Genomic DNA, 18,507 nt, shown 5'->3' with positions numbered 1-18,507 from the left:
CCCTCGCCCACCACGGCTACCGGCCGGCTGATTCGCCGAGGGTTCGCCAGTACGTCGAGGACCTGCGCCAGGAGTAGCCACCCGGACGGGTCCAGCGGCTCGGACTTCCTCTTCCGCAACGAGATCGCGGCGGGGCCGCTCGGACGATGCACGCCTGTGGCGCGACGGAACCACGAGGCCTCCCACGCAGCTTGCCACCCGCCCCAAGGCGCCGCACCGCCGACCCGCGTTCGGTCCGCTCCGGTCAGCCACGGCACCATCGCGCCGCATGGCCGACCATCAGCGGCAGGACACGTACGAGAACGCTGTCCCGAGGCCCCGAGCTCAGCGACGCCGAGAACGCGGTGCGGCGCCTTCATGCCACCCTCGCCGGGGAGCCGGACACCGAACCCGCGCACGCGCACCCGCGTCCCTGACTGCCTTGGGCGCCGGGCGGTCCGCGCTCGACACCGCGGATCCCGAGGCCGCGTACGAGCTCCTGCGCCGCGCCTATGCGGGCCTGTGGGTCAGGGCGAGCCGCCACGCAGGCAACTACACGGCGGTGCGCAGTCTGGCGTGCAGGAGCAACATACGGCTCTGCCGGACCGTTCACTGCGTGCCGCCCGTGGCCGGCGCCGCCGGGCTGCCGGGCGAGCGCGGCGGGCCGGCACCGCTCCTGCATCGCGTTCGGCGCGACCGTCACCCAGGACCCTCGCGGCACCGAGCGCGGGTCACGTTCACCCCTTCCGAGCAGGTGCGGTCGTGGAGCGGAACATGTCCGCTCCTCGCCGTCGTGGTGGAATTCCGCGGGCCGACGGGGCCCCGTGCGCGTGATGATGAAGGCAGGCCGCCGGAGGTGGCCGGACCAGCTGCGAAGGGAGGCGCGTGTCTGTCGAGGGATCCGGCTTGGGGGAGGTCCTTGCCGACGTGCTGGCCGCCGCCCACCGCCTGGCCCCGCGGGAGATCCCCGCGCTGGTCCAGGACGCCGCGCTGCGCCTGGGCCTGTCCGAGGCCCGCGTCTTCGTCGCGGACGTGCAGCAGCACCAGCTGATCGCCCTGCCCAGCCCGGACCAGACGGCGCTGCTGGTCGCCGGATCGCCGGTGGAGCTGGAGACCATCGCGGTGGACACCTCCCTGGGCGGGCGCGCCTACCGCACCGAGACGGTACAGCTCGCCGCCGACACCGGCTCGTCCGGCACCGGCCCGTCCGGCATCGTGGGCTGGCTGCCGCTCGTGGACGGCATCGAACGCCTCGGCGTGCTGAAGATCGCCGCCCCCGCCCTTGGTGCGCCCCTGCTGGAGCGGTGCCGGGCCCTGGCCTCCCTGATCGCGATGATCCTGGTGGCCAAGCTGCACTACAGCGACGTCCTGGCCCGGACCGTGCGCAGCCGGCCGATGGCGTTGCAGGCGGAGCTGCTGTGGGCGTTCGTGCCACCGCGGACCATCGGCACCACCGCAGTCACCTCCTCCGCCGTCCTGGAACCCGCCTACGAGGTCGGCGGCGACGCCTTCGACCACACCCTGGCCGGCACCCACCTGCACCTGACCCTGCTCGACGCCATGGGTCACGACCTCGCCTCCGGCGGCTGCAGCGCCGTCGCCCTCGCGGCCTGCCGCTCCACCCGCCGCGCCGGCGGGGGCCTCACGGACATCGCCGAACAAATCGACCGCACCCTCGCCCGCTGGATCCCGGACCGGCTGCTGACGTGCGTCATCGCCGACCTCGACACGGTCACCGGCCGCTTCGACTGGATCAACTGCGGCCACTTGGCGCCGTTGCTGATCCGCGACGGCCGCATCGTCACCGGGGCGCTCGATCGTCACCCGCACCTGCCGCTCGGCCTGGGCGACACGGGCCTTCCCCCGCCCCAGGTCCACACCCTGCGCCTCCAGCCCGGCGACCGGGTGCTGACGTTCACCGACGGCGTCACCGAGGCCCGCTCGGCCACCGGCGAACTGTTCGGCGAGAACCGCCTCGCCGACACCGTCGTGCGCGCCATGGCCGACGGCCTGCCCGCACCCGAAGCCCTGCGCCGCCTCATCCAGCGGATCCTCCTCCACCAGGACCAACAGCTGCGCGACGACGCCACCATCCTGCTCACCGAATGGCACCCCCACACGGCCGGGCCCACCTGAGGAGACCGGGCTCTGCTCCGTGGGTCGACCCGTAATTGATCCGGCGCCGTTTGGTCGTTGGTCATTCCCGCGAGGGACGGAACACGCAGGGTTTTCTCGCTTCTCGGAGCCGACCCGCAGGTTATTCCGGGGATCGTGAGGATCGAATTCGTTACCAAAAGAGAACCCGGAATCCCTTTCGAAAGATTCACTTTTGTGATATGATGCCAAATCATTGGGCTAATGTCCTGCATTGTGATGAACAAGGGACAACCCAGCCAGACAGCCCTCATGTCGGCCGCAGCACGCGCAGCACACCTCATCGTCGACGAGACTCCCTCGATCTTCGCCGACACCCTGGCGCACACCTTCCTGGGGGAGCGTGCTGAAGAACTCCTCGACTACCACCGCTCCTATGGTGGGCACCCGGTCCTGTCCGGTGCGCGGACGACGGCCGTTACCCGAAGCCGCTACACCGAGGACCGACTGGCCGAGCTGGCCGGCCGGGGCGTCGACCAGTACGTGATCCTCGGTGCGGGGCTGGACTCCTTCGCCTACCGGTCGGAACTGGCCGCCTCCGTGCGGGTGTTCGAGGTGGACGAGCCGACGACCCAGCAATGGAAGCGGGCGCTGCTGGTGGAGACGGGGACGACGGTGCCACCGTCCGCCGTCTTCGTCCCGGTCGACTTCGAGAAGGAGTCCGCCCGGTCACTTGCCGATCACCTCGTGCGGGCCGGCTTTGACCCGGGCCGACCCGCACTGGTCAGCTGGCTCGGGGTCACGATGTACCTGACCCCGGAGGCGATCAGGCGGACCCTGGCCGTCATCTGCGGCTTCGCACCCGGCACAGAGCTCATCGTGGAGCACCTCCTCCCGGCCGGACTCCGCGACGAGGTGGGTCAGTCCTATGCGGAGCTGGTCATGGCAGCGGCGGCCGAGCAGGGCGAGCCCTGGCAAACGTTCCTCAGCATCGAGCAGATGGACACCCTCCTGCTTGAGCACCGGCTCCAGCCGATCGAGTACGCCCGGCAACGCGAGACGATCAACCCTGCGGAGTGGGAGCGTACCGACACGCTCCGCCCGTTCGAGTTGTCCGTCCTCGCCCGTGCGAGGGTGGTGGCGCTGCATCAGCGGAGCCGGTGAAAGGCGTCGCGCTGGAGAGCTTCGGGCACTACCGTGCGGCGGCGTGGACGTAGAAGATCCCAAGGACTTGGTCCGGCACGGGTATGACCTGCTGTCGGCGCGCTACGAGCGTGCATTCGGCAGTGAGACCAAGTACGGCTCGTGGATCGGGCAGTTGCTCGATCGGATGCCGGATGCAGCCACGGTCTTGGATGTCGGGTGCGGGACCGGTGTTCCGGTGGTCCGCTCGCTTGTCAGGGCCGGTCACCGTGTCACTGGTGTCGACACCAGTGAGGTCCAGATCCGAAGGGCCCGGGAGCTGGTGCCGGATGCCGACTTCATTCGGGCTGACGCCACGGCCTTGGAGCTTCCGCAGGAGAGCTTCGACGCTGTGGTCTGTTTGTATGCGCTGATCCACATTCCGTTGGCGGAGCAGCCCGCCATGCTGGAGCGGATCGCTTCCTGGCTTCGGCCTGGGGGTTGGTTCCTGGGCACCACCGGGCACCAGGCCTGGACCGGGACTGATGAGGACTGGCTCGGTGGCGGGGTCGCGATGTGGTGGAGCCACGCGGACGCCGCCACGAACCGCTCCTGGCTCGTGCGGGCCGGCCTTGACGTGGTCCACGAGGAGTTCGTGCCCGAGGGGAACAGCGGTCACGTCCTGTTCTGGGCTCGGAGACCCGCAGTGTGAGCAGGACAGGCGTGAGGTACGGGCATCGTTCCCCCTGTGCGCCGCTGACCTGCACGGATGCATCCCCAAGACTTGAGTCGAACGCCTGTTCGAACTACCGTTGGGGGTGTGACCGCAGCCGTCCCGTTCTCCCGCGCCGCCCGCCCCGAGGCGGAGCCCGGCGATGCCGAGCGCCCGCCCAGGGAACTGATGGCCCTGCCCGGCCTCTACCGGGACGTGCGCCGCTGGCGGCTGGTGGAGGTCCGCCTCGGCGGCCGGTGGCGTCCCGGGCTGCTCACGGTGTGGCGCCGGCCCCCGGGCAGCAGTGTCTGGGTGGTCCACGTGCGCTGGGCCGAGGACACGGACAGCGCCGAGCCGTCCTGGGGCTGGTTCCTCTACAGCGAGCGGACGATCCGGCCGCTGCCCGAGCCCGGCGGCCGGGCCCCGGCCGCGGCGCCGTTCCTCGGCGCGTGGCGCGACGCCGCGCCGGTGCCCGCCGAGCTCGCCGGGCCGCCCGGCGCGGACGGCGACGTGCACCGCTGGCAGCTGGTCTGGATCCGCACCGGAGGCCGCTGGTGCTCAGGGACGGTGACGGCGCGCCGCCGGCTGGGGGAGCGGTGGATCGCCCACGTCCGCTGGGGCGAGGACCGCCAGGTGGCCTGGGTCGTCATGGACGGCGCCACCGTGCAGCCCGTCCCGGTCGGCGATCCGCCTGCCGGCCCCGACCGGTCCGGGACGCCGGCCGACACGGCGGCCGGCCGGGCAAGCGAGGCCCGATGACGCTCGCCGCCGTCCACGACCAGGCGGCCCTCCAGACCAGGCCGCCGTCGACCCCGCCGGACGCGACCTCACCCGCCACCCCCGCCCGCCAGGCCCAGGCCGTGCATCGTCTCCGTTCCCATCTCTGTCCGCCTTCAGGTGCCGCACGAACTGCCGGTCGTGGTCATCGGGCGGGCCGGTAGTAGGCCGCCACGGGGGCCCGCGCCTCGTCGTGGACGGCCGGACCGTCGTGCGGCACCGTCGGCCAGGCGCCCGACGGCGGGTTGAGCGCGACGAGTTGCTCGGTTGACAGCGCGTAGACGACCCGGCCGAGGCCCGAGCGGGCGATGCCGCCGTCGCACATGCCGCACGGCTCGCAGCTGGTGTACAAGGTGGTACCGGCGGCCGTGCCCGGGTCGAGTTCGCGGGCCGCCCAGCGGGCGAGCTTCAATTCCGGATGGGCGGTGATGTCGTTGTCCCGCCGGACCGTGTTGTGGGCTTCCGCGAGCACGGTGCCGTCCGGTCCGGCGAGAAGGGATCCGTAGGGCGCGTCGCCCAGGGCGACCGCGTGGGCGGCGATGGCGATGGCACGCCGCAGAAGGGCCTCGTCGGCTGAGGTGATCATGATTCGGCCTTCTGCCAGTGGGTGGCCACGGTGGTGAGCGCCTGCCATGCCGCGTCGGGCCGGCGGGTCTCTTCCGGATCTCCGCGATAGGGGTCGAGGACGACGGTGTCCGCGCCCAGCAGGCGCAGTTGGTGAAGGTCGTCGAGGATCTGCTCGACGGTGCCGACGCCGGCGGGCCGGTCGGGGGCGTCGACCGGGGTACCGGTGACGTGCAGGGCGATCCGGGGCACGAAGTCCGGCAGCACGTGCCGCCGCAGGATCGCGCGCATGTGGGGGAGGGAGAGCCGCAGCGGGTGCCAGGCGTCGCCGAACCTCATGGCGCGTCGTAGGGCCGCCTCGCTGTGGCCGCCGATCCAGACCGGAACCTCGCCCTCACGGCGCCCCGCGTCCCTGGCCTGCCGGAGGATGCCAAGACACTCGTCCGTCAGCCGGCCACGCGCGGTGAACGGCACGCCCAGCGCCTCGAATTCCTGCCGGGCCCAGCCGACGCCCACTCCGAGGACGAAACGGCCGCCGCTCAGTTGGTGGAGGCCGGCAGCCATGCGGGCCACCAGCAGGGGATGCCGGTACGGCAGGACGAGCACGGTCGTGCCCAGCCGCACCGTGGTGGTGAGCCCGGCCAGCCACGACAGGGTGGTGAACGGCTCGTAGAACGGCTCCGGATACCGCTCGGCCACCTCCGGGGTGACCGCCACATGGTCCGACACCATGAGGACGCCGAAGCCGAGGCCCTCCACGAGCCTCGCCCATTCGCGCAGGACACCGGGATCGGTCCCCGGCCCGAAGTTCGGTACATTGACGCCGAGTTGCATGGCCCGACGCTATCCCGGTGATCACGGGGGAGGGAACCGAAACCTCCCTGCGTAGCTGCTGTTCCTCCGTGACTTTGTTGGTACTTTCGCCACATGACCGGGAATCTCGACCACGTCGACTGGGCGATCATCGAACAACTGCAACGGGAGGCCCGCATCTCCCTCAGCGAACTGGGTCGCCGCGTGAACCTCAGCCCCTCGGCCACCACCGAACGCGTCCGCAATCTGGAGGCCGTGGGCGTCATCACGGGCTACCACGCCGAGATCGACCTCGCCAAGGTCGGCTACCCCGTCCTCGCCGTCGTCCGGCTGAAATACCCGGGCAACCGCCACGAACCGCTGCGCCGCCTCCTCGCCGACCGCCGCGAGATCCTCGAGTGCCTGCGCACCACCGGCGACGACTGCTACACCCTGAAGGTAGCCGCGACCTCCATGGGACACCTGGAGACCCTCATGGACGAACTCGCCGGCTTCGGCAGCACCACCACGAGCGTCGTCTACAGCCAGACTCTCCCCTCCCGCGGTCCCCACCGCCCCTGATCAACGCTCCCGTCGTCCGAGATCGGAGGGCGCGCCTCTTGGCGCCGCCCTCCCCGACCGCCGACGCCGCTCTCCCGCTGGCGGGTGATCCTGACCGGGGGAGTACCCGGGCCGAGCCGTGGTCCATCAAGGCGTCATGTGGCCGGTGACCCGGGCCAGCGCGCAACGCTCCGATGCCGTAAAGCCGCGCGTACGGTTCGATGCACTGCCCACCGGCGGCCGCGGCTGGGCCGGCTCCGTCCTGCGATCCGCGCTGTCAGGCAGCGACGTGCATACTTACCGGACGATCATTAGGACGCAGAGGTGATGACGCGGTGAAACTGGCTGAAGCGCTCGCGCAGCGCGCGGCTGCGGTGCGGCGGGTGGAGCAGTTGCGGGCGCGCGTCGTCGGCTGTGCCCGCTACCAGGAGGGCGAAGAGCCGGCCGAGAACGCGGCGGAGGTCCTGGCCCAGGCCGGCGAGATGCTGGACGAGCTGGAGCGGCTGATCCGCCAGATCAACCGAACCAACTCCACCGCGCTCATCGAAGGTGGTGGCACCCTGACCGACGCCCTCGCCCGCCGGGATGTCCTGCGGCTGCGCCACTCGGTGATCACCGCGGCTGCCGACGCCGCGTCCGGGCGCGATCAGCGCGGAGCCGTACGGCAGTTGAGGTCCGAGCTCAGGATTCTCTCCGCCTTGCCGGTCGCCGAACTCCACGCCCAGGCGGACGTCCTGGCCAAGGAGATCCGCGAGGTGGACACGCTGATCCAGCGCACCAACTGGGAGATCGACCTGATCGAGGACTGATCCCACGAGCGGGGTGTGGGAAGCAGGTAGTCGTCACGGAGGCGTGCACACACCGCGGGTCGGCGGTCTATCCGGCCCTTGGCGCGTGAAGAGCAACGCAGGGGTTCAATTCCTCATCAACAGTGCAGCTCAGCATCGCGTACAGGTGACAGAGCACACCGCACAGCTCACTACCACGTGCAGATCCGGACGACGAGGGCGGGAACGGGGCGCCCCACACCCGATGCGAGGGCCGTGCGACCAGCGCGGCCCTCGCATCCACTCCGCCCCAGAGCCACCCAAGAAGCGCCATCTGGAGCCGTGGTGGCACCCGTGCGCCGGACGGCCACGACCTCGGGGCCCGAACGCCCGGGGAGACCCTGGACGCCGTCCTCACGGCCGCGCCCGGCTCCGAGCGGATCCACCCCACCGCCGGCGCCCCCTGGCACGCCTCCCCGGTCCGCGCTGCCCGGCCGCCAGCCCCGACCTGGCCGGGCAGCGCCGGGGGCTGCCAGACCTGGTCCAGCGAGCACCTGAGCCCGGGCGGGGGAGTCACGACGTAGAAGCGGGCACAGAGCGTCGCCGCGCTCGGGCAGGTAGACCTCGACCCACTTGACGGCCTGATCGGTCTTCGAGGTGCGGAACCGCAACTGGGCGCCGGGCGCGCGGACAATGCCGGAGAGAAGGACATTGCCGGGTTCTTTCGCGCCGTGATGGAGGAGGACTTCGCCCGCGCCCCAGCAGTGTCACGAGTTCCTGCGCCGCCCAGCAGGCACCACGAAGCGGGCGGCCCCGCGGTGAGAGGCGGTGCCGCGTCATGAGCCCCGCGCCCCGGCGGGCCGGGGGCGGGACCGGCGGGTGGAGGCGGGGGCCCGCCGGTCAGGCCCGGCCCGGCTTAGCTAGTCCGGCGGCTCGGGGGCGCGGGGCTCGCTCGGTCCCGGTGCGGCCGGTTCGGGGTTCGGCGGGGCAGGAGCGGGAGGCTCCGGTTCCGGGGGTGGTACGGGCGCGCCGGGTGGCGGCGGCGGATCCGGCACCAACGGGGGATGGGAAGGGCCGCCGGGGTCGGGAGGAGGTGCGGCCTCGAGGGGCCGGGTCTGCTCGGTCACCGCGGGTGGCTCCCTTCGTCGTGGGGCCGGGCCCTGGATGCGCCGGCCGCTCTCCGCGTCCGCCTGCCCCTGATCTGCGGATTCATGCGTGAGCGGCCGGTGCGGGCGCCCGGCGTCCGCTCGCGGGGGGCGCCCGCACCGTCCCCGAACCGTCCCGCCCCCGACGGAAAGTGCGGATTGCGGGGGAATACTCCGCCGGGACGGGGGAAGCCGGCGCACCAGGAAGACGTTAACTCCGTTCGACGAGGAGGCAGTTGTGACCAGTGGACTGTGGGACTACGGCAACGCCGAAGGCTACGCCCCGGGCACCGACCTGACGGGCTACCGGGTCGAGGCCGAGGACGGTCACATCGGCAAGGTCGACCGGCACACCGAGGACGTGGACTCCGCACACATCGTGGTCGACACCGGCCCGTGGATCTTCGGCCGTGAAGTGCTGCTGCCCGCCGGCACCATCCGGCGCGTGGACACCGCCGAGCGGACGGTGTGGGTGAACCGGACCAAGGACGAGGTGAAGAACTCGCCCGAGTTCCACAAGGACCGGCACACCGCGGACCCGGACTACCACAGGGCGATCGGCGGGTACTACGGCGGGGTCTTCTGCCCCCCCCTCACCGCCATACCCCGCAGGGCCCCGACCTGGTCTTGAGTTCTACCGGTCGTTGCAACACCCCAGTTCAAGGGGTGCAATGTTCGAGATCCGGGAGAACCGGACGGTAGGTCAAGGGCCGAGGGCCTTGGTGCGGGAGCGGGAGGAATACTTCCGGCTTGTGGATCAAGGAATGGGGTTCGCCGAGGCCTGCGCGGTAGTCGGCATCAACGTCCGCACCGGCAAGCGATGGCGCAACGGCCGCAACGCGTCGGGCCGGAAGAAGGCGGCACCACCGATCTACGAGGTGGTGCCGCCTCCTGTCGCACCGGCCGAGCCCGCGGCGCCCGAGACCTCCCGCTACCTCAGCGAGACCGAGCGCATCCACATAGCCGACCGGCTGCGGGAAAAGGCCACGATCCGGGCCATCGCGGCGGAGCTGGGCCGCAGCCCCTCGACCGTCAGCCGTGAGATCAGGCGCAACCGCACGGTGCTGCCGAAGGGCGGCTGGTACTACCGCCCGCACGCCGCCCAGCGCCGTGCCGACCAGCGCCGGCCCCGCCCCAAGCCGAGCAAGATAGGCCAGAGCCCTGAACTGCGGGACTTCATCCAGGACCGGCTGGCAATCCAGTGGAGCCCCGAGCAGATCTGTCGCGCGCTCCGCGAAGGCTTCCCCGAGCATCCCGGGATGCACGTCAGCCACGAGACGGTCTACCAGGCCCTCTACACCCAGGGCCGGGGAGACCTGCACCGCGACCTGACTCGCAACCTGAGAACCGGGCGACGGCTCCGCCGCCCGCGCCGTCAGACGGACAGGCGCAGGTCCCGCCCCGTCAAGAACATGCTGATGATCAGCGAGCGACCCGTCGAGGCCGCCGACCGAGCCGTCGCCGGCCACTGGGAGGGCGACCTCATCGTGGGCCCCAAGTCGCGCTCCGCGATCGCCACCCTGGTCGAACGCAGCAGCCGCTACCTGGTCCTCGTCCACCTGCCTACCGGCCACACCTCCAACGCCGTGCGCCGCGCGCTCACCGACGTCTTCAAGACGCTTCCGGAGCAGTTGCAGCAGTCCCTGACCTGGGACCAGGGTTGCGAGATGGCCGCCCACCGAGGCTTCACCCGCGACACCGGCGTCCCGGTCTACTTCTGCGAGCCCGCCAGCCCTTGGCAGCGGGGCTCCAACGAGAACACCAACGGCCTGCTCCGCCAGTACTTCCCCAAGGGCACCGATCTGTCCGTCCACACCCCCGAGCACCTGGCCGCCGTCGCCGACCGACTCAACAGCCGCCCACGCAAAACGCTCGGCTGGGAAACCCCAGCCGAGCGTCTGCTTACACTGCTCGCGGCTTGATCAACTCACCACGTGTTGCAACGACCCCTCGAATTCGCCTGGTGGTCGGGGCCCTGCGGCGCTCCCGGCCGAGTGGCGGTGCGCCGCTGCGCCTGACCGGTCGCCGGCCGACGGCCCGTGAGGCACGTCGCATACAGTCACCGGCTGCGGGCAGGCGCTGGACGTACGCATCCGGAGGTTGTCGAAGGATCTGAAGGTTGGAGGGAGGTCTGCATGGCCAGGATCCACGGAGTGGGGTGGGCCCGACGCCTTCCGCTCGGCACGGAGGTGCGGGCCGGCCGGGAGTGGGCGCGGACGCATCTGGAAACCCTGGGCTGGAACCGGGACGCGCCGGCGGTCGCGGACGCGGTGGTACTGGCCGTGTCCGAACTGATCACCAACGCCCACGTCCACGCCGGCAGTGACGCGGAACTGGTGCTGACGTGGGACGGGCGCTGTCTGCACCTGAGCGTCCACGACCACAGCCCTCGGCTTCCCCGTCCGCGATCGGCCGCGCCCGACGCCGTCGGCGGGCGGGGCCTGACGCTGGTCGACGCGCTCGCCGACCACTGGCACACCCGCCGGCAGAGGAACGGCAAGACGGTCACCGCCTGTTTCCACCCGCCGGGCGCGGGGCCGTCCCACTGAGCGGTCCGGCCGGTGGCGGTGTCGTCGTCCAGACCGTCGCCGAATCCCTTGGGCAGGACGGTCAGGGCGTCGATCATCTCGCGGCGGGAGGCGGGTGCGTGGTCGGCGGGCCGGCCGATGCGCTGCGCGACCCCGCACACCGCTCGCGGCAGCCGCCATCGACACCTTCGAGTACGAGCACGCAGCCTTCGCCTCGCCGCTCTTCGGCCTGCCGAACGCCCTGCTCACCCCGCAGGCCGCCGGGATGACCAGGAACGCCATGGCCACGGCGGCCTTGCGCTGCGCGGACCACATCGCGGCCCTGCTCGCCAACCGCCCGGGCGGCGTACCTGTGGTAACCATGACGGTGGCCTACGAGGCTCCTCGCTCACCGTGCCGGACGACCACCTGCCCGCCCGCGTCCGCCGAGTGCGGTCATCGGATGCGGCGGCTTCGTGGGCGGGTGTCCCAGCGGTAGGGCGTCCAGGCTCGTCGGACTGGGCAGCGGACGGTGATGACGCTGGCCAGGGCGATGAAGAGGACACTGATCACGGGCCGGCGGTGATGAGGGTCCACGGGAGACCGTCCTTGGGGAATGTTGTCGGGCAGCCGGCTGCCCGACAACATTCCCCCGACAACATTCCCCAAGGACGGAGACGGATCCCCACCTCGCGGTCTCCGAGGAAGATCAGGCGAGGCAGAACTCGTTGCCCTCGATGTCCTGCATCGTGATGCACGACTCGTTGACGCCATCGGCACGCTGCGTCAGCACGTGTGTCGCGCCGAGCGCCATCAGCCGTGCGCATTCAGCCTCGAGTGTGGCCAGGCGCTCGTCACCCACGAGCCCGGCGCCGGCCCGCACATCGAGATGCACCCGGTTCTTGACGACCTTGCCTTCGGGGACTCGCTGGAAGAGCAGGCGCGGGGCCACACCCGAGGGATCAGTGCACGGGAAGTAGATCGCATCCTCGGGCGGCAGCGAGCGGAAGCACTCCTCCCACGTGGCAAAGCCCTCAGGGACCGCCGGCATGACGTACCCCAGCACCTCACACCAGAAGGCGGCCAGGCGCACAGGATCCGCGCAGTCGAAGGTCACTTGGAACTGTTTGATCGTTGACATCGGCGCACGATAACAGGAGCCCCGCTCATTTCCCCAGGTCGGGAGGTCCGCACGTTGGGGCACAGGTGATCCGAGGTCCACTGAGCGAGACCTTCAAGCGGTGCCGTGTCGGTGCCGTGTCCGGTGCCGCGGTTGGCCGGGAAGGTGTGCGAGTCGTGTCAGCGGACGACGTCGAACACGTTCTTCTGCAGGCCGTTGGCGTACGCCTCGTGCTCGACCAGCTTCAGCTTCTGGGTGTCCTTGTCCGTGGCGCTGAACAGACGCTTGCCGGCGCCGAGCAGGAGCGGGAAGACGAGCAGGTGGTAGCGGTCGATCAGGCCGGCGTCCGAGAGGCTCTGGTTCAGCGAGGCGCTGCCGTGGACGATGATCGGGCCGCCCTCGGTCCGCTTCAGCGCGGCGACCTCGTCGAGCGAGCGCAGGATCGTCGTCTCGCCCCAGTTCGACGCCAGGTCGTCGTCGGTGAGGGTGGTGGAGACGACGTATTTCGGCATCGCCTTGTAGTCGGCGAAGTCCGCCATGTCCGGCCACACCGGGCTGAACGCCTGGTAGCTGGTCCGGCCCATCAGCATCGCCGTGGCCTCCTTCTGCTCGCGGCCCTTGATGTCGAACGCCTCGGGGAGGAACTCGATGTCCTTGAAGGTCCAGCCGGAGTTGCGGTAGCCGGGCTCGCCGCCCGGGGCCTCCACGACGCCGTCGAGCGAGATGAAGGCGGTGCTGATCAGGGTGCGCATCTATGGTTCCTGGTGTCTCGTGTCCGGTTGTCGGTGGGGCGGATCGGTGGACGTAGCAGCCCCACGTTCGGCTGCGGCGCACCATCCACGACCTATGACTGATGATCATGAACGAACTCATCGCTCCGCGCCTGGTCTTTTCTGTGATCTCAGCGGCCGAATCGGCGCTCAGGGGCGTCAGCGTCCTCGCCTGCGGCGTCTACCAGGGGCAGCGGCGTGCGGCGAAGGACCCACCTCAGCGCTGCCAGGGACCGCACATGACCACTACTCAACGTGACTCGACCGAGGCCCGTACCACCGCTCGCAAGCTACTCGAAGCACCCGAACCACACGGTCCAGACCCGCGCGCTGCACTCCTACCTGCGCTGGCGCAACACCAACGCCCGCCACCTCGACGTCCTGGCCGCCCAACGCAGGGAACGCGCGCGCATCCGCAGCGAAAAGGGCCTTCGCTGGGGAGGAAGGACGCTCACCGAAGCGGCGTGAACGGCCCACACCTCCGCCAGGTCGCTCACCCGAAGACCTAGACCGGCACGCGGACGAAACCCTCGGTCCAGTGGTCCCCATCGAGGTCGTACTCGCCGATCTGGAAGCAGTCCGGCTCGTCGACGAAGCCCGGGAGAAGACGCGCGCGACGCATCCGCTCTTCGGCCGCGGCCTCGGAGGAGTAGATGCCCAGCAGCTTGACGTCGTCGCCGTCCTGCTCGTCGATGAACACGCCCCCGTCGTCGAGGTGAATCGTCTCGTCGCTGGGGCCGGCTACGTTCTGGTGGCTGATGTGCCAGAGGGGATAGACCTTCACGGGCGCAGGCTACCCCGGGCCCAACCGGTGAACGCTCCCGGTCAGAGCACTAGGCGAAGGCCTCCAGGGCAGCAGGGTGGTACTCGCGAAGCAGGGTGCCGAGCTGACCGAGGCCGTCCGGGGCTTGCTCGTCAGGACCGCCCGACCTGGCTGAAGCAGACTGGGAAGAGGCGCGTCGGCCAACCGCACGGCGGGCTCCCGTACGGCCGGCTCCCCGAAAGAGGTGATCATGGAATTCCTCGTCACGATGACCACCCACATCCCGGACGGGACCCCGGAGCAGGCTGTCGAGGACATCCGCACCCGCGAGGCCGCACGGGCGCGTGAGCTCGCGACGCAGGGACACCTGCTCCGCCTGTGGCGCCCTCCCCTGCGACCGGGCGAATGGCGCACCCTCGGGCTCTTTGCCGCCGCCGACGGCGACCGGCTCGAGGAAGTCCTGGCCTCCATGCCGCTGCGCATCTGGCGCACCGACGAGGTCACCCCGCTCTCGCCCCATCCGAGCGACCCCGACCACGCCGGCGGCGCCACGACTCCGACGAGCAGCACAGCGGACAATGAGAAGATCCTTCGTGGCATCCTCGACGAGTGGAAGGCGGCCGTCGATGCGCACCAGCCCGAGCGGGCCGCCTCCTACTTCGCCGAGGACGCGATCTTCCAGGGCCTCCATCCGTACACCGTCGGTCGCCGCGGCATCGCCGACTACTACGGCTCCCAGCCGCTCGGGATGACCGCCGACTACCGGATCCTCGAAACCAGGCAGCTGGTCGACGGCGTGGTGCTCGGCTACACGAGTGTCGACTTCTCGTTCACCGACCGGCCGACGCTCACGGTGAACCTGAGCCTGGTGGTCAAACAGGCGGCCGACCGCTGGTACATCAGCCACTACCAGGTATCCAAGCTCGGGTGACGGCGGCCCGGCAGGCCGCCCGCCACGCTCACCCTCTCAGGGGAAGGTCGTGCCGCCCGACGGCGGAGACGCACGACCGGAGGCGCTGACGCGCGCCTCGAGTACCGCCTCAGCCAGGCCGACCGGACGAACCGCTTCGTCGCCCTCCAACGCTGCACCGCGCCGTCCGCCGCACCCGCGAGGCCGTCGCCTGCCGCTGAGGCTGGCCCCGGCCGCATCCGCTCCGGCCGCGCCCGTGGAGCCGCGAGCCGGTCGCCGACACGTGTCATCCTCCGCCGCTACCGGCCGCGGCGGAGGATGACGCTGCGGCCGGGCGGCCGACACGGTGGTCAGTACGACCGCGAGACGACCGTGGGCACAGTCATCGCTCTACTGGAAGTGAACCGTGCCGGGCGGCGGGGCCGGCAGGCAGTCCGGGCCCGATCCGTCCAGCAGACCTGCCGTGATCACGCCGTAGGCGTGGGAGGGATCGGTCTTGGCGAGGGGGAAGCCCACCATGAGCAGCTTGCCGGCGGGGATCTTGCCGGGGCGGATGGAGAGAACGGTCTTGCCGTCCTCCCCTCCGATGTCCCAGCCATCGGCTGGCGGACTGGCGTCGCCGGGGGAGGGGTGCGCCGAACCGGGCGGGGCCGGGCGCGGCGTTTCGCCGCGGGGCGGCTCCGGGTTCGGGGAGGCGGACGGGGGCGAGGACGGGCTGGGGGAGGCGGTCGGGTCGGGACCGCCCCACGGGGTGGCGCAGTCGGGGTCACCGGCCAGCACGCGGCTGTGAACGCCGATGCGGTCCAGGTCCTTCTGCAGCGTGCTCAGGTCGATCTTCCCGGCCGGGTTGACGATGGTGAGTTTGACGAGGTCGTTCCCGTCGTTCTTCAGGGTGTAGGCGGCCGCGGGCTGGCTCGGCAGCACGGTCAGGGTGACGCCTGCCACGGCGGCGGCCAGACCCGAGGCCAAACCGACCGGGACCCAGCGCACGCGGACGCCGCGGCGGGGTCGGGCCGTGGCCGACCGGTCGGGGTGCGGGCTTTCCGCCCGCTGCTGGACGTGGTTCTTGAGCTCGTGCATCAACCGCTCCTCGAAGCGTTCGGCGTTCATTCAGGCCTCCACAAGGGACGAGGGGGACGGAGAGGACTCGGGATTGGCGCCGGGCTGCCGGAGGGCCTTGCGAGCCCGGTGCAGCCGGACCCGGGCAGCCACGGTGCCGATACCGAGTGCCCTGGCGGCCTCGGAGACGCTCAGACCGTCAACCGCCACCAGTTCCAGCACCTCCCGCAGTCCGCGCGGCAGCAGAGCGATGCGTTCCAGCAGCTGTCGCGAGGCGCGCTCGGCGTCGATGCGCTCCTCCAGCCGTGCGATGTCATCGCCGTCCAGCAGCCGGTGGCCGGCTATTCGGCCCTCGGCCGCCCAGATCCGCGCCGCGCGCCGTTCCTGGGACGCGGCCACGTTGCGGGCGATGCCGTGCAGCCAGGCGATCGGCGTGCCCAGCTGCGGCCGGTACCCGCCGGCGGCGGAGATCGCCGCGAGGAAGACCTCGGTGACCAGGTCGGCCGCAGCGTGCGGGTCCCGGGTCCGCCGGGTCGCGTACCGCAGCACCGCCTGCACGTGCTCACGGTAGAAGGCCTCGAACGCCTCCGGATCCTCACCGATCCGCGCGACCAGACCGCTGTCCGGCGGTTTCCTCACATCGACTCCCTTGTCTGTCCGTCCCCCACATCTCCTCTTGGCGACGCACGACAGGAGCGTTACATCCGACCAGAATCGACTTTTACGCGGCCCCGGTACGCAGCGCCGGCTGGCATGTGAGGCGAAGTGCCTTGGGCCGGTTCTCGACGCCGGCCCAGTACGGATGCGCGTCCAGCCCGGCGCCGACCGCAGCGACGAGGATGCCGCGCGGCTCTCCCCGTTCAAGGACCGGCACAACAACTTCTCTGTCTGCTAATGAACTTGAACTCGTGATGTCGGTCGGCTCGTGATGTCGGCGTCAGGATCCGAAACCGCCGGATGGCTGCTGACTCGGGTTCAGGCGGTGACTGGTTCGATGACGATCGCCGTCCACCCGGGACGCAACGACAGACTGAGCGTCAATTCCCTTCTGAGGTAACGGTTCTCGCTGTGCGCTGAGAGAGCCGGAGCTGTGCGCGGTGGGTCCACTCGGAGAGCGGTGACACGGCAGGGTTGGGCCCGTCCCCGTTCCTCCCTCACAGGAGTCAGCCCGTGCACCTTCACACCACCCTCGGCCGACGGCTCGTCGGCCTCCTCCTCGCGCTCGGCCTCGCGCTCGGCCTGGTGCAGGCCTCCGCCACCGTCGCGCACGCCGATCCGAGCGGATCGATCACCAAGTTCGACTGGGACCTCGGCGACCTCGAGTGGGGCGGCGAGGCGGCCCACTCCAACTACTGGCACGCCATCGACCAGTTGCACCGCATCAGCGGCCACGACATCCCCAACCACCCCGAGGTCGCCTCCCAGCTCGACGAGACGACGCTGCTGCCGACCCGCCTGATCGAGGCCCGCATCCTGGTCTACGGGCAGTACCGGGGCTCGCTCTACTGGTGGGCGGACAACCTCTACTTCGCCGGCTTCTACCAGCCGCCGTACGACAACCACCCGGGCACGCACTACGTCTTCCCCGATGTCTGGCCCACCGAGTTCCAGCAGGTCACCCACTCCGGCAACGTCCAGCGCCTGCCCTGGGACGGCAACTACTCCCGCCTGCCGGGCGGCGGCACCGGCGAGCGCGCCGGGCGGGCCATCGGCTATGCCAACCTGACGAACGCCCTCACCAGCATCGCGACGGCGGCGACCCGCATCCAGCGCGACTCCAACGGATTCGCCCGAGAGATGGTGACGATCATCCAGGCGACCTCCGAGGCGGCCCGCTTCGGCCGCGTCTTCGACAACATCCGGGGCAACATCCGCAACTACACCTCGACCGCCATGGGTCCCGAGAACGTCGACCTCCAGCAGCACTGGGACGACGCCTCGACCTTCGTGTACCGGCAGCTGGGGGGCCAGACGCCCACCTTCAGCATCAGCGGCCACACGTTCCGCACGCTGGCCGCCTTCCTCGCCTACGTCGGCTACATGGAGCTCCACGCCAAGGTCCCGCGCTGATCCTCGACACCTCCGCACCGCGGAACGCTCGGCCGGACTGCCCGGCCGAGCGTTTCCGCCGTCCGGGCGCCGGGCCCGACACGATCCCGCGCCCGGTCGTCCTCCGTGCCCGCCCGGGCCTTCCCGTGCTGGTGCCGCCAGCCGGGCTCCCCGGCATTCCACCAACACGTGCGCACCACGCTGCTCCACGCCCTGGAGGAGCCCGCTGCTGCGGCCCGCCCCGACCAAGCGCGAGCCGGGGATCGCCCTGGTCTCCGCCCCGGGCGATCCCCGGAGGGGGCAGCGAGCGCTGCACCCTCAGGTTGTCCCGGAGCTGTGCCAGCACCGTCCCAGGCTGTCCGGCAGGTCCGTTTCGCTAGACGACTGATGCCAAGGGGTTCAGTGGTCATACGCGGTGAGGGAGCGCATGACGGGCTGTCCCGTCTGGTCGTTGTGCCAGATCGCGGTGGTCAGCGCGAGGATCCGCTGGAGGACGCGGACCATGACGCCGCCGGGTGTGCGGCCCTGGTGTCGTTCGAGATCGAGCTGGCCCTTGAACGTGTCATTGACGGACTCGATGATCTGCCGCAACGGCTTGAACAGCTGCGATCCGGCCCGTTGGGTCTCGCCCTTGCGGGCCGGCCGCAGGAGCCGGATCTCCAGCTCGGCGAGCTCACGCTCGAATGCGGCACCGTAGTAGTTCCTGTCCCCGATCAGAGTCTGTCCGGGGCGGGCGGCCACCAGGTCGGTCTCGGTGTCCAGGATGTCCAGCAGGGTGGTGCGCTCGTCGGCCTTGGCGCCGGTCAACGCGAACGC

At 70.7% G+C, this 18,507-nt stretch carries 19 protein-coding genes and 2 pseudogenes; 13 read left to right on the top strand and 8 right to left on the bottom strand.

The window, feature by feature from the left end:
- Nucleotides 1–885: 885 nt before the first annotated feature.
- The 4 genes from MCM47_RS37700 (at nt 886) to MCM47_RS37685 (ending at nt 4,666) form a co-directional block, all read left to right on the top strand.
- Entirely contained in the window at nt 886–2,115 is a 1,230-nt protein-coding gene (locus tag MCM47_RS37700) for a PP2C family protein-serine/threonine phosphatase (protein WP_238951482.1), read from the top strand.
- 270 nt (nt 2,116–2,385) lie between these two features.
- Nucleotides 2,386–3,237, top strand: coding sequence for a class I SAM-dependent methyltransferase (locus MCM47_RS37695; RefSeq protein ID WP_238951481.1), 852 nt, complete (start codon nt 2,386–2,388; stop codon nt 3,235–3,237).
- Between the two features lie 43 nt (nt 3,238–3,280).
- On the top strand, nt 3,281–3,907 hold the full coding sequence (locus tag MCM47_RS37690) for a class I SAM-dependent methyltransferase (RefSeq protein ID WP_238951480.1): 627 nt from the start codon (nt 3,281–3,283) through the stop codon (nt 3,905–3,907).
- 108 nt (nt 3,908–4,015) lie between these two features.
- Complete coding sequence (locus MCM47_RS37685) at nt 4,016–4,666, top strand: hypothetical protein (RefSeq protein WP_238951479.1); 651 nt, start codon at nt 4,016–4,018, stop codon at nt 4,664–4,666.
- A 163-nt stretch (nt 4,667–4,829) separates the two neighbouring features.
- Here MCM47_RS37685 and MCM47_RS37680 read toward each other — a convergent pair whose 3' ends face one another.
- Nucleotides 4,830–5,270 (bottom strand): nucleoside deaminase, encoded by a 441-nt coding sequence (locus MCM47_RS37680; protein WP_238951478.1) that lies wholly within the window; start codon nt 5,268–5,270, stop codon nt 4,830–4,832.
- On the bottom strand, nt 5,267–6,082 hold the full coding sequence (locus tag MCM47_RS37675) for an LLM class flavin-dependent oxidoreductase (RefSeq protein WP_238951477.1): 816 nt from the start codon (nt 6,080–6,082) through the stop codon (nt 5,267–5,269). Before MCM47_RS37675 ends, MCM47_RS37680 begins: the two co-directional genes overlap by 4 nt.
- Nucleotides 6,083–6,175: 93 nt before the next feature.
- Here MCM47_RS37675 and MCM47_RS37670 point away from each other — a divergent pair, with 93 nt between their 5' ends.
- The 5 genes from MCM47_RS37670 (at nt 6,176) to MCM47_RS37650 (ending at nt 11,062) form a co-directional block, all read left to right on the top strand.
- On the top strand, nt 6,176–6,622 hold the full coding sequence (locus MCM47_RS37670; RefSeq protein ID WP_238951511.1) for an Lrp/AsnC family transcriptional regulator: 447 nt from the start codon (nt 6,176–6,178) through the stop codon (nt 6,620–6,622).
- Nucleotides 6,623–6,936: 314 nt separating this feature from the next.
- Nucleotides 6,937–7,410, top strand: coding sequence for a DIP1984 family protein (locus MCM47_RS37665; RefSeq protein ID WP_238951475.1), 474 nt, complete (start codon nt 6,937–6,939; stop codon nt 7,408–7,410).
- 1,341 nt (nt 7,411–8,751) lie between these two features.
- Entirely contained in the window at nt 8,752–9,144 is a 393-nt protein-coding gene (locus MCM47_RS37660; RefSeq protein ID WP_238951510.1) for a PRC-barrel domain-containing protein, read from the top strand.
- 133 nt (nt 9,145–9,277) lie between these two features.
- On the top strand, nt 9,278–10,435 hold the full coding sequence (locus MCM47_RS37655; protein ID WP_238740475.1) for an IS30 family transposase: 1,158 nt from the start codon (nt 9,278–9,280) through the stop codon (nt 10,433–10,435).
- Between the two features lie 213 nt (nt 10,436–10,648).
- Nucleotides 10,649–11,062, top strand: a complete 414-nt coding sequence (locus tag MCM47_RS37650) for an ATP-binding protein (protein ID WP_238951509.1) — start codon at nt 10,649–10,651, stop codon at nt 11,060–11,062.
- A gap of 667 nt (nt 11,063–11,729) precedes the next feature.
- Here the strand turns inward: MCM47_RS37650 and MCM47_RS37640 are convergent.
- A complete protein-coding gene (locus MCM47_RS37640; protein WP_238951508.1) occupies nt 11,730–12,161 on the bottom strand; it encodes a VOC family protein in 432 nt (143 codons plus the stop codon).
- A 158-nt stretch (nt 12,162–12,319) separates the two neighbouring features.
- On the bottom strand, nt 12,320–12,892 hold the full coding sequence (locus tag MCM47_RS37635; RefSeq protein WP_238951507.1) for a dihydrofolate reductase family protein: 573 nt from the start codon (nt 12,890–12,892) through the stop codon (nt 12,320–12,322).
- Between the two features lie 312 nt (nt 12,893–13,204).
- Here MCM47_RS37635 and MCM47_RS37630 point away from each other — a divergent pair.
- Nucleotides 13,205–13,378, top strand: a pseudogene (locus MCM47_RS37630) (IS630 family transposase); the annotation flags it as partial.
- A 37-nt stretch (nt 13,379–13,415) separates the two neighbouring features.
- Here the strand turns inward: MCM47_RS37630 and MCM47_RS37625 are convergent.
- Complete coding sequence (locus MCM47_RS37625) at nt 13,416–13,694, bottom strand: hypothetical protein (protein WP_238951506.1); 279 nt, start codon at nt 13,692–13,694, stop codon at nt 13,416–13,418.
- A 229-nt stretch (nt 13,695–13,923) separates the two neighbouring features.
- On the opposite strand from MCM47_RS37625, the pseudogene MCM47_RS37620 reads away from it, so the two are divergent.
- Both MCM47_RS37620 and MCM47_RS37615 read left to right on the top strand, forming a co-directional pair.
- A pseudogene (locus MCM47_RS37620) lies at nt 13,924–14,190 on the top strand (muconolactone Delta-isomerase family protein); the annotation flags it as partial.
- A 69-nt stretch (nt 14,191–14,259) separates the two neighbouring features.
- Nucleotides 14,260–14,604 carry a nuclear transport factor 2 family protein gene (locus MCM47_RS37615; RefSeq protein WP_238951512.1) on the top strand — a complete coding sequence of 115 codons (345 nt, stop codon included), beginning with the start codon at nt 14,260–14,262 and terminating at the stop codon, nt 14,602–14,604.
- Nucleotides 14,605–14,973: 369 nt separating this feature from the next.
- Here MCM47_RS37615 and MCM47_RS37610 read toward each other — a convergent pair whose 3' ends face one another.
- Complete coding sequence (locus MCM47_RS37610; protein ID WP_238951505.1) at nt 14,974–15,693, bottom strand: hypothetical protein; 720 nt, start codon at nt 15,691–15,693, stop codon at nt 14,974–14,976.
- On the bottom strand, nt 15,694–16,281 hold the full coding sequence (locus MCM47_RS37605) for an RNA polymerase sigma factor (RefSeq protein ID WP_238951504.1): 588 nt from the start codon (nt 16,279–16,281) through the stop codon (nt 15,694–15,696).
- A gap of 531 nt (nt 16,282–16,812) precedes the next feature.
- Here MCM47_RS37605 and MCM47_RS37600 point away from each other — a divergent pair.
- Complete coding sequence (locus tag MCM47_RS37600; protein ID WP_238951503.1) at nt 16,813–17,712, top strand: ribosome-inactivating family protein; 900 nt, start codon at nt 16,813–16,815, stop codon at nt 17,710–17,712.
- Nucleotides 17,713–18,090: 378 nt separating this feature from the next.
- Here the strand turns inward: MCM47_RS37600 and MCM47_RS37595 are convergent.
- On the bottom strand, nt 18,091–18,507 hold a 417-nt coding region (locus tag MCM47_RS37595), incomplete at its 5' end, for a transposase (protein WP_238951502.1).

The sequence above is a fragment of the Kitasatospora sp. A2-31 genome (assembly GCF_022288725.1).
Taxonomy (GTDB): domain Bacteria; phylum Actinomycetota; class Actinomycetes; order Streptomycetales; family Streptomycetaceae; genus Kitasatospora.
Note: the sequence above shows the minus strand (reverse complement) of the source record. Positions and strands in the feature narration are given on the sequence as shown.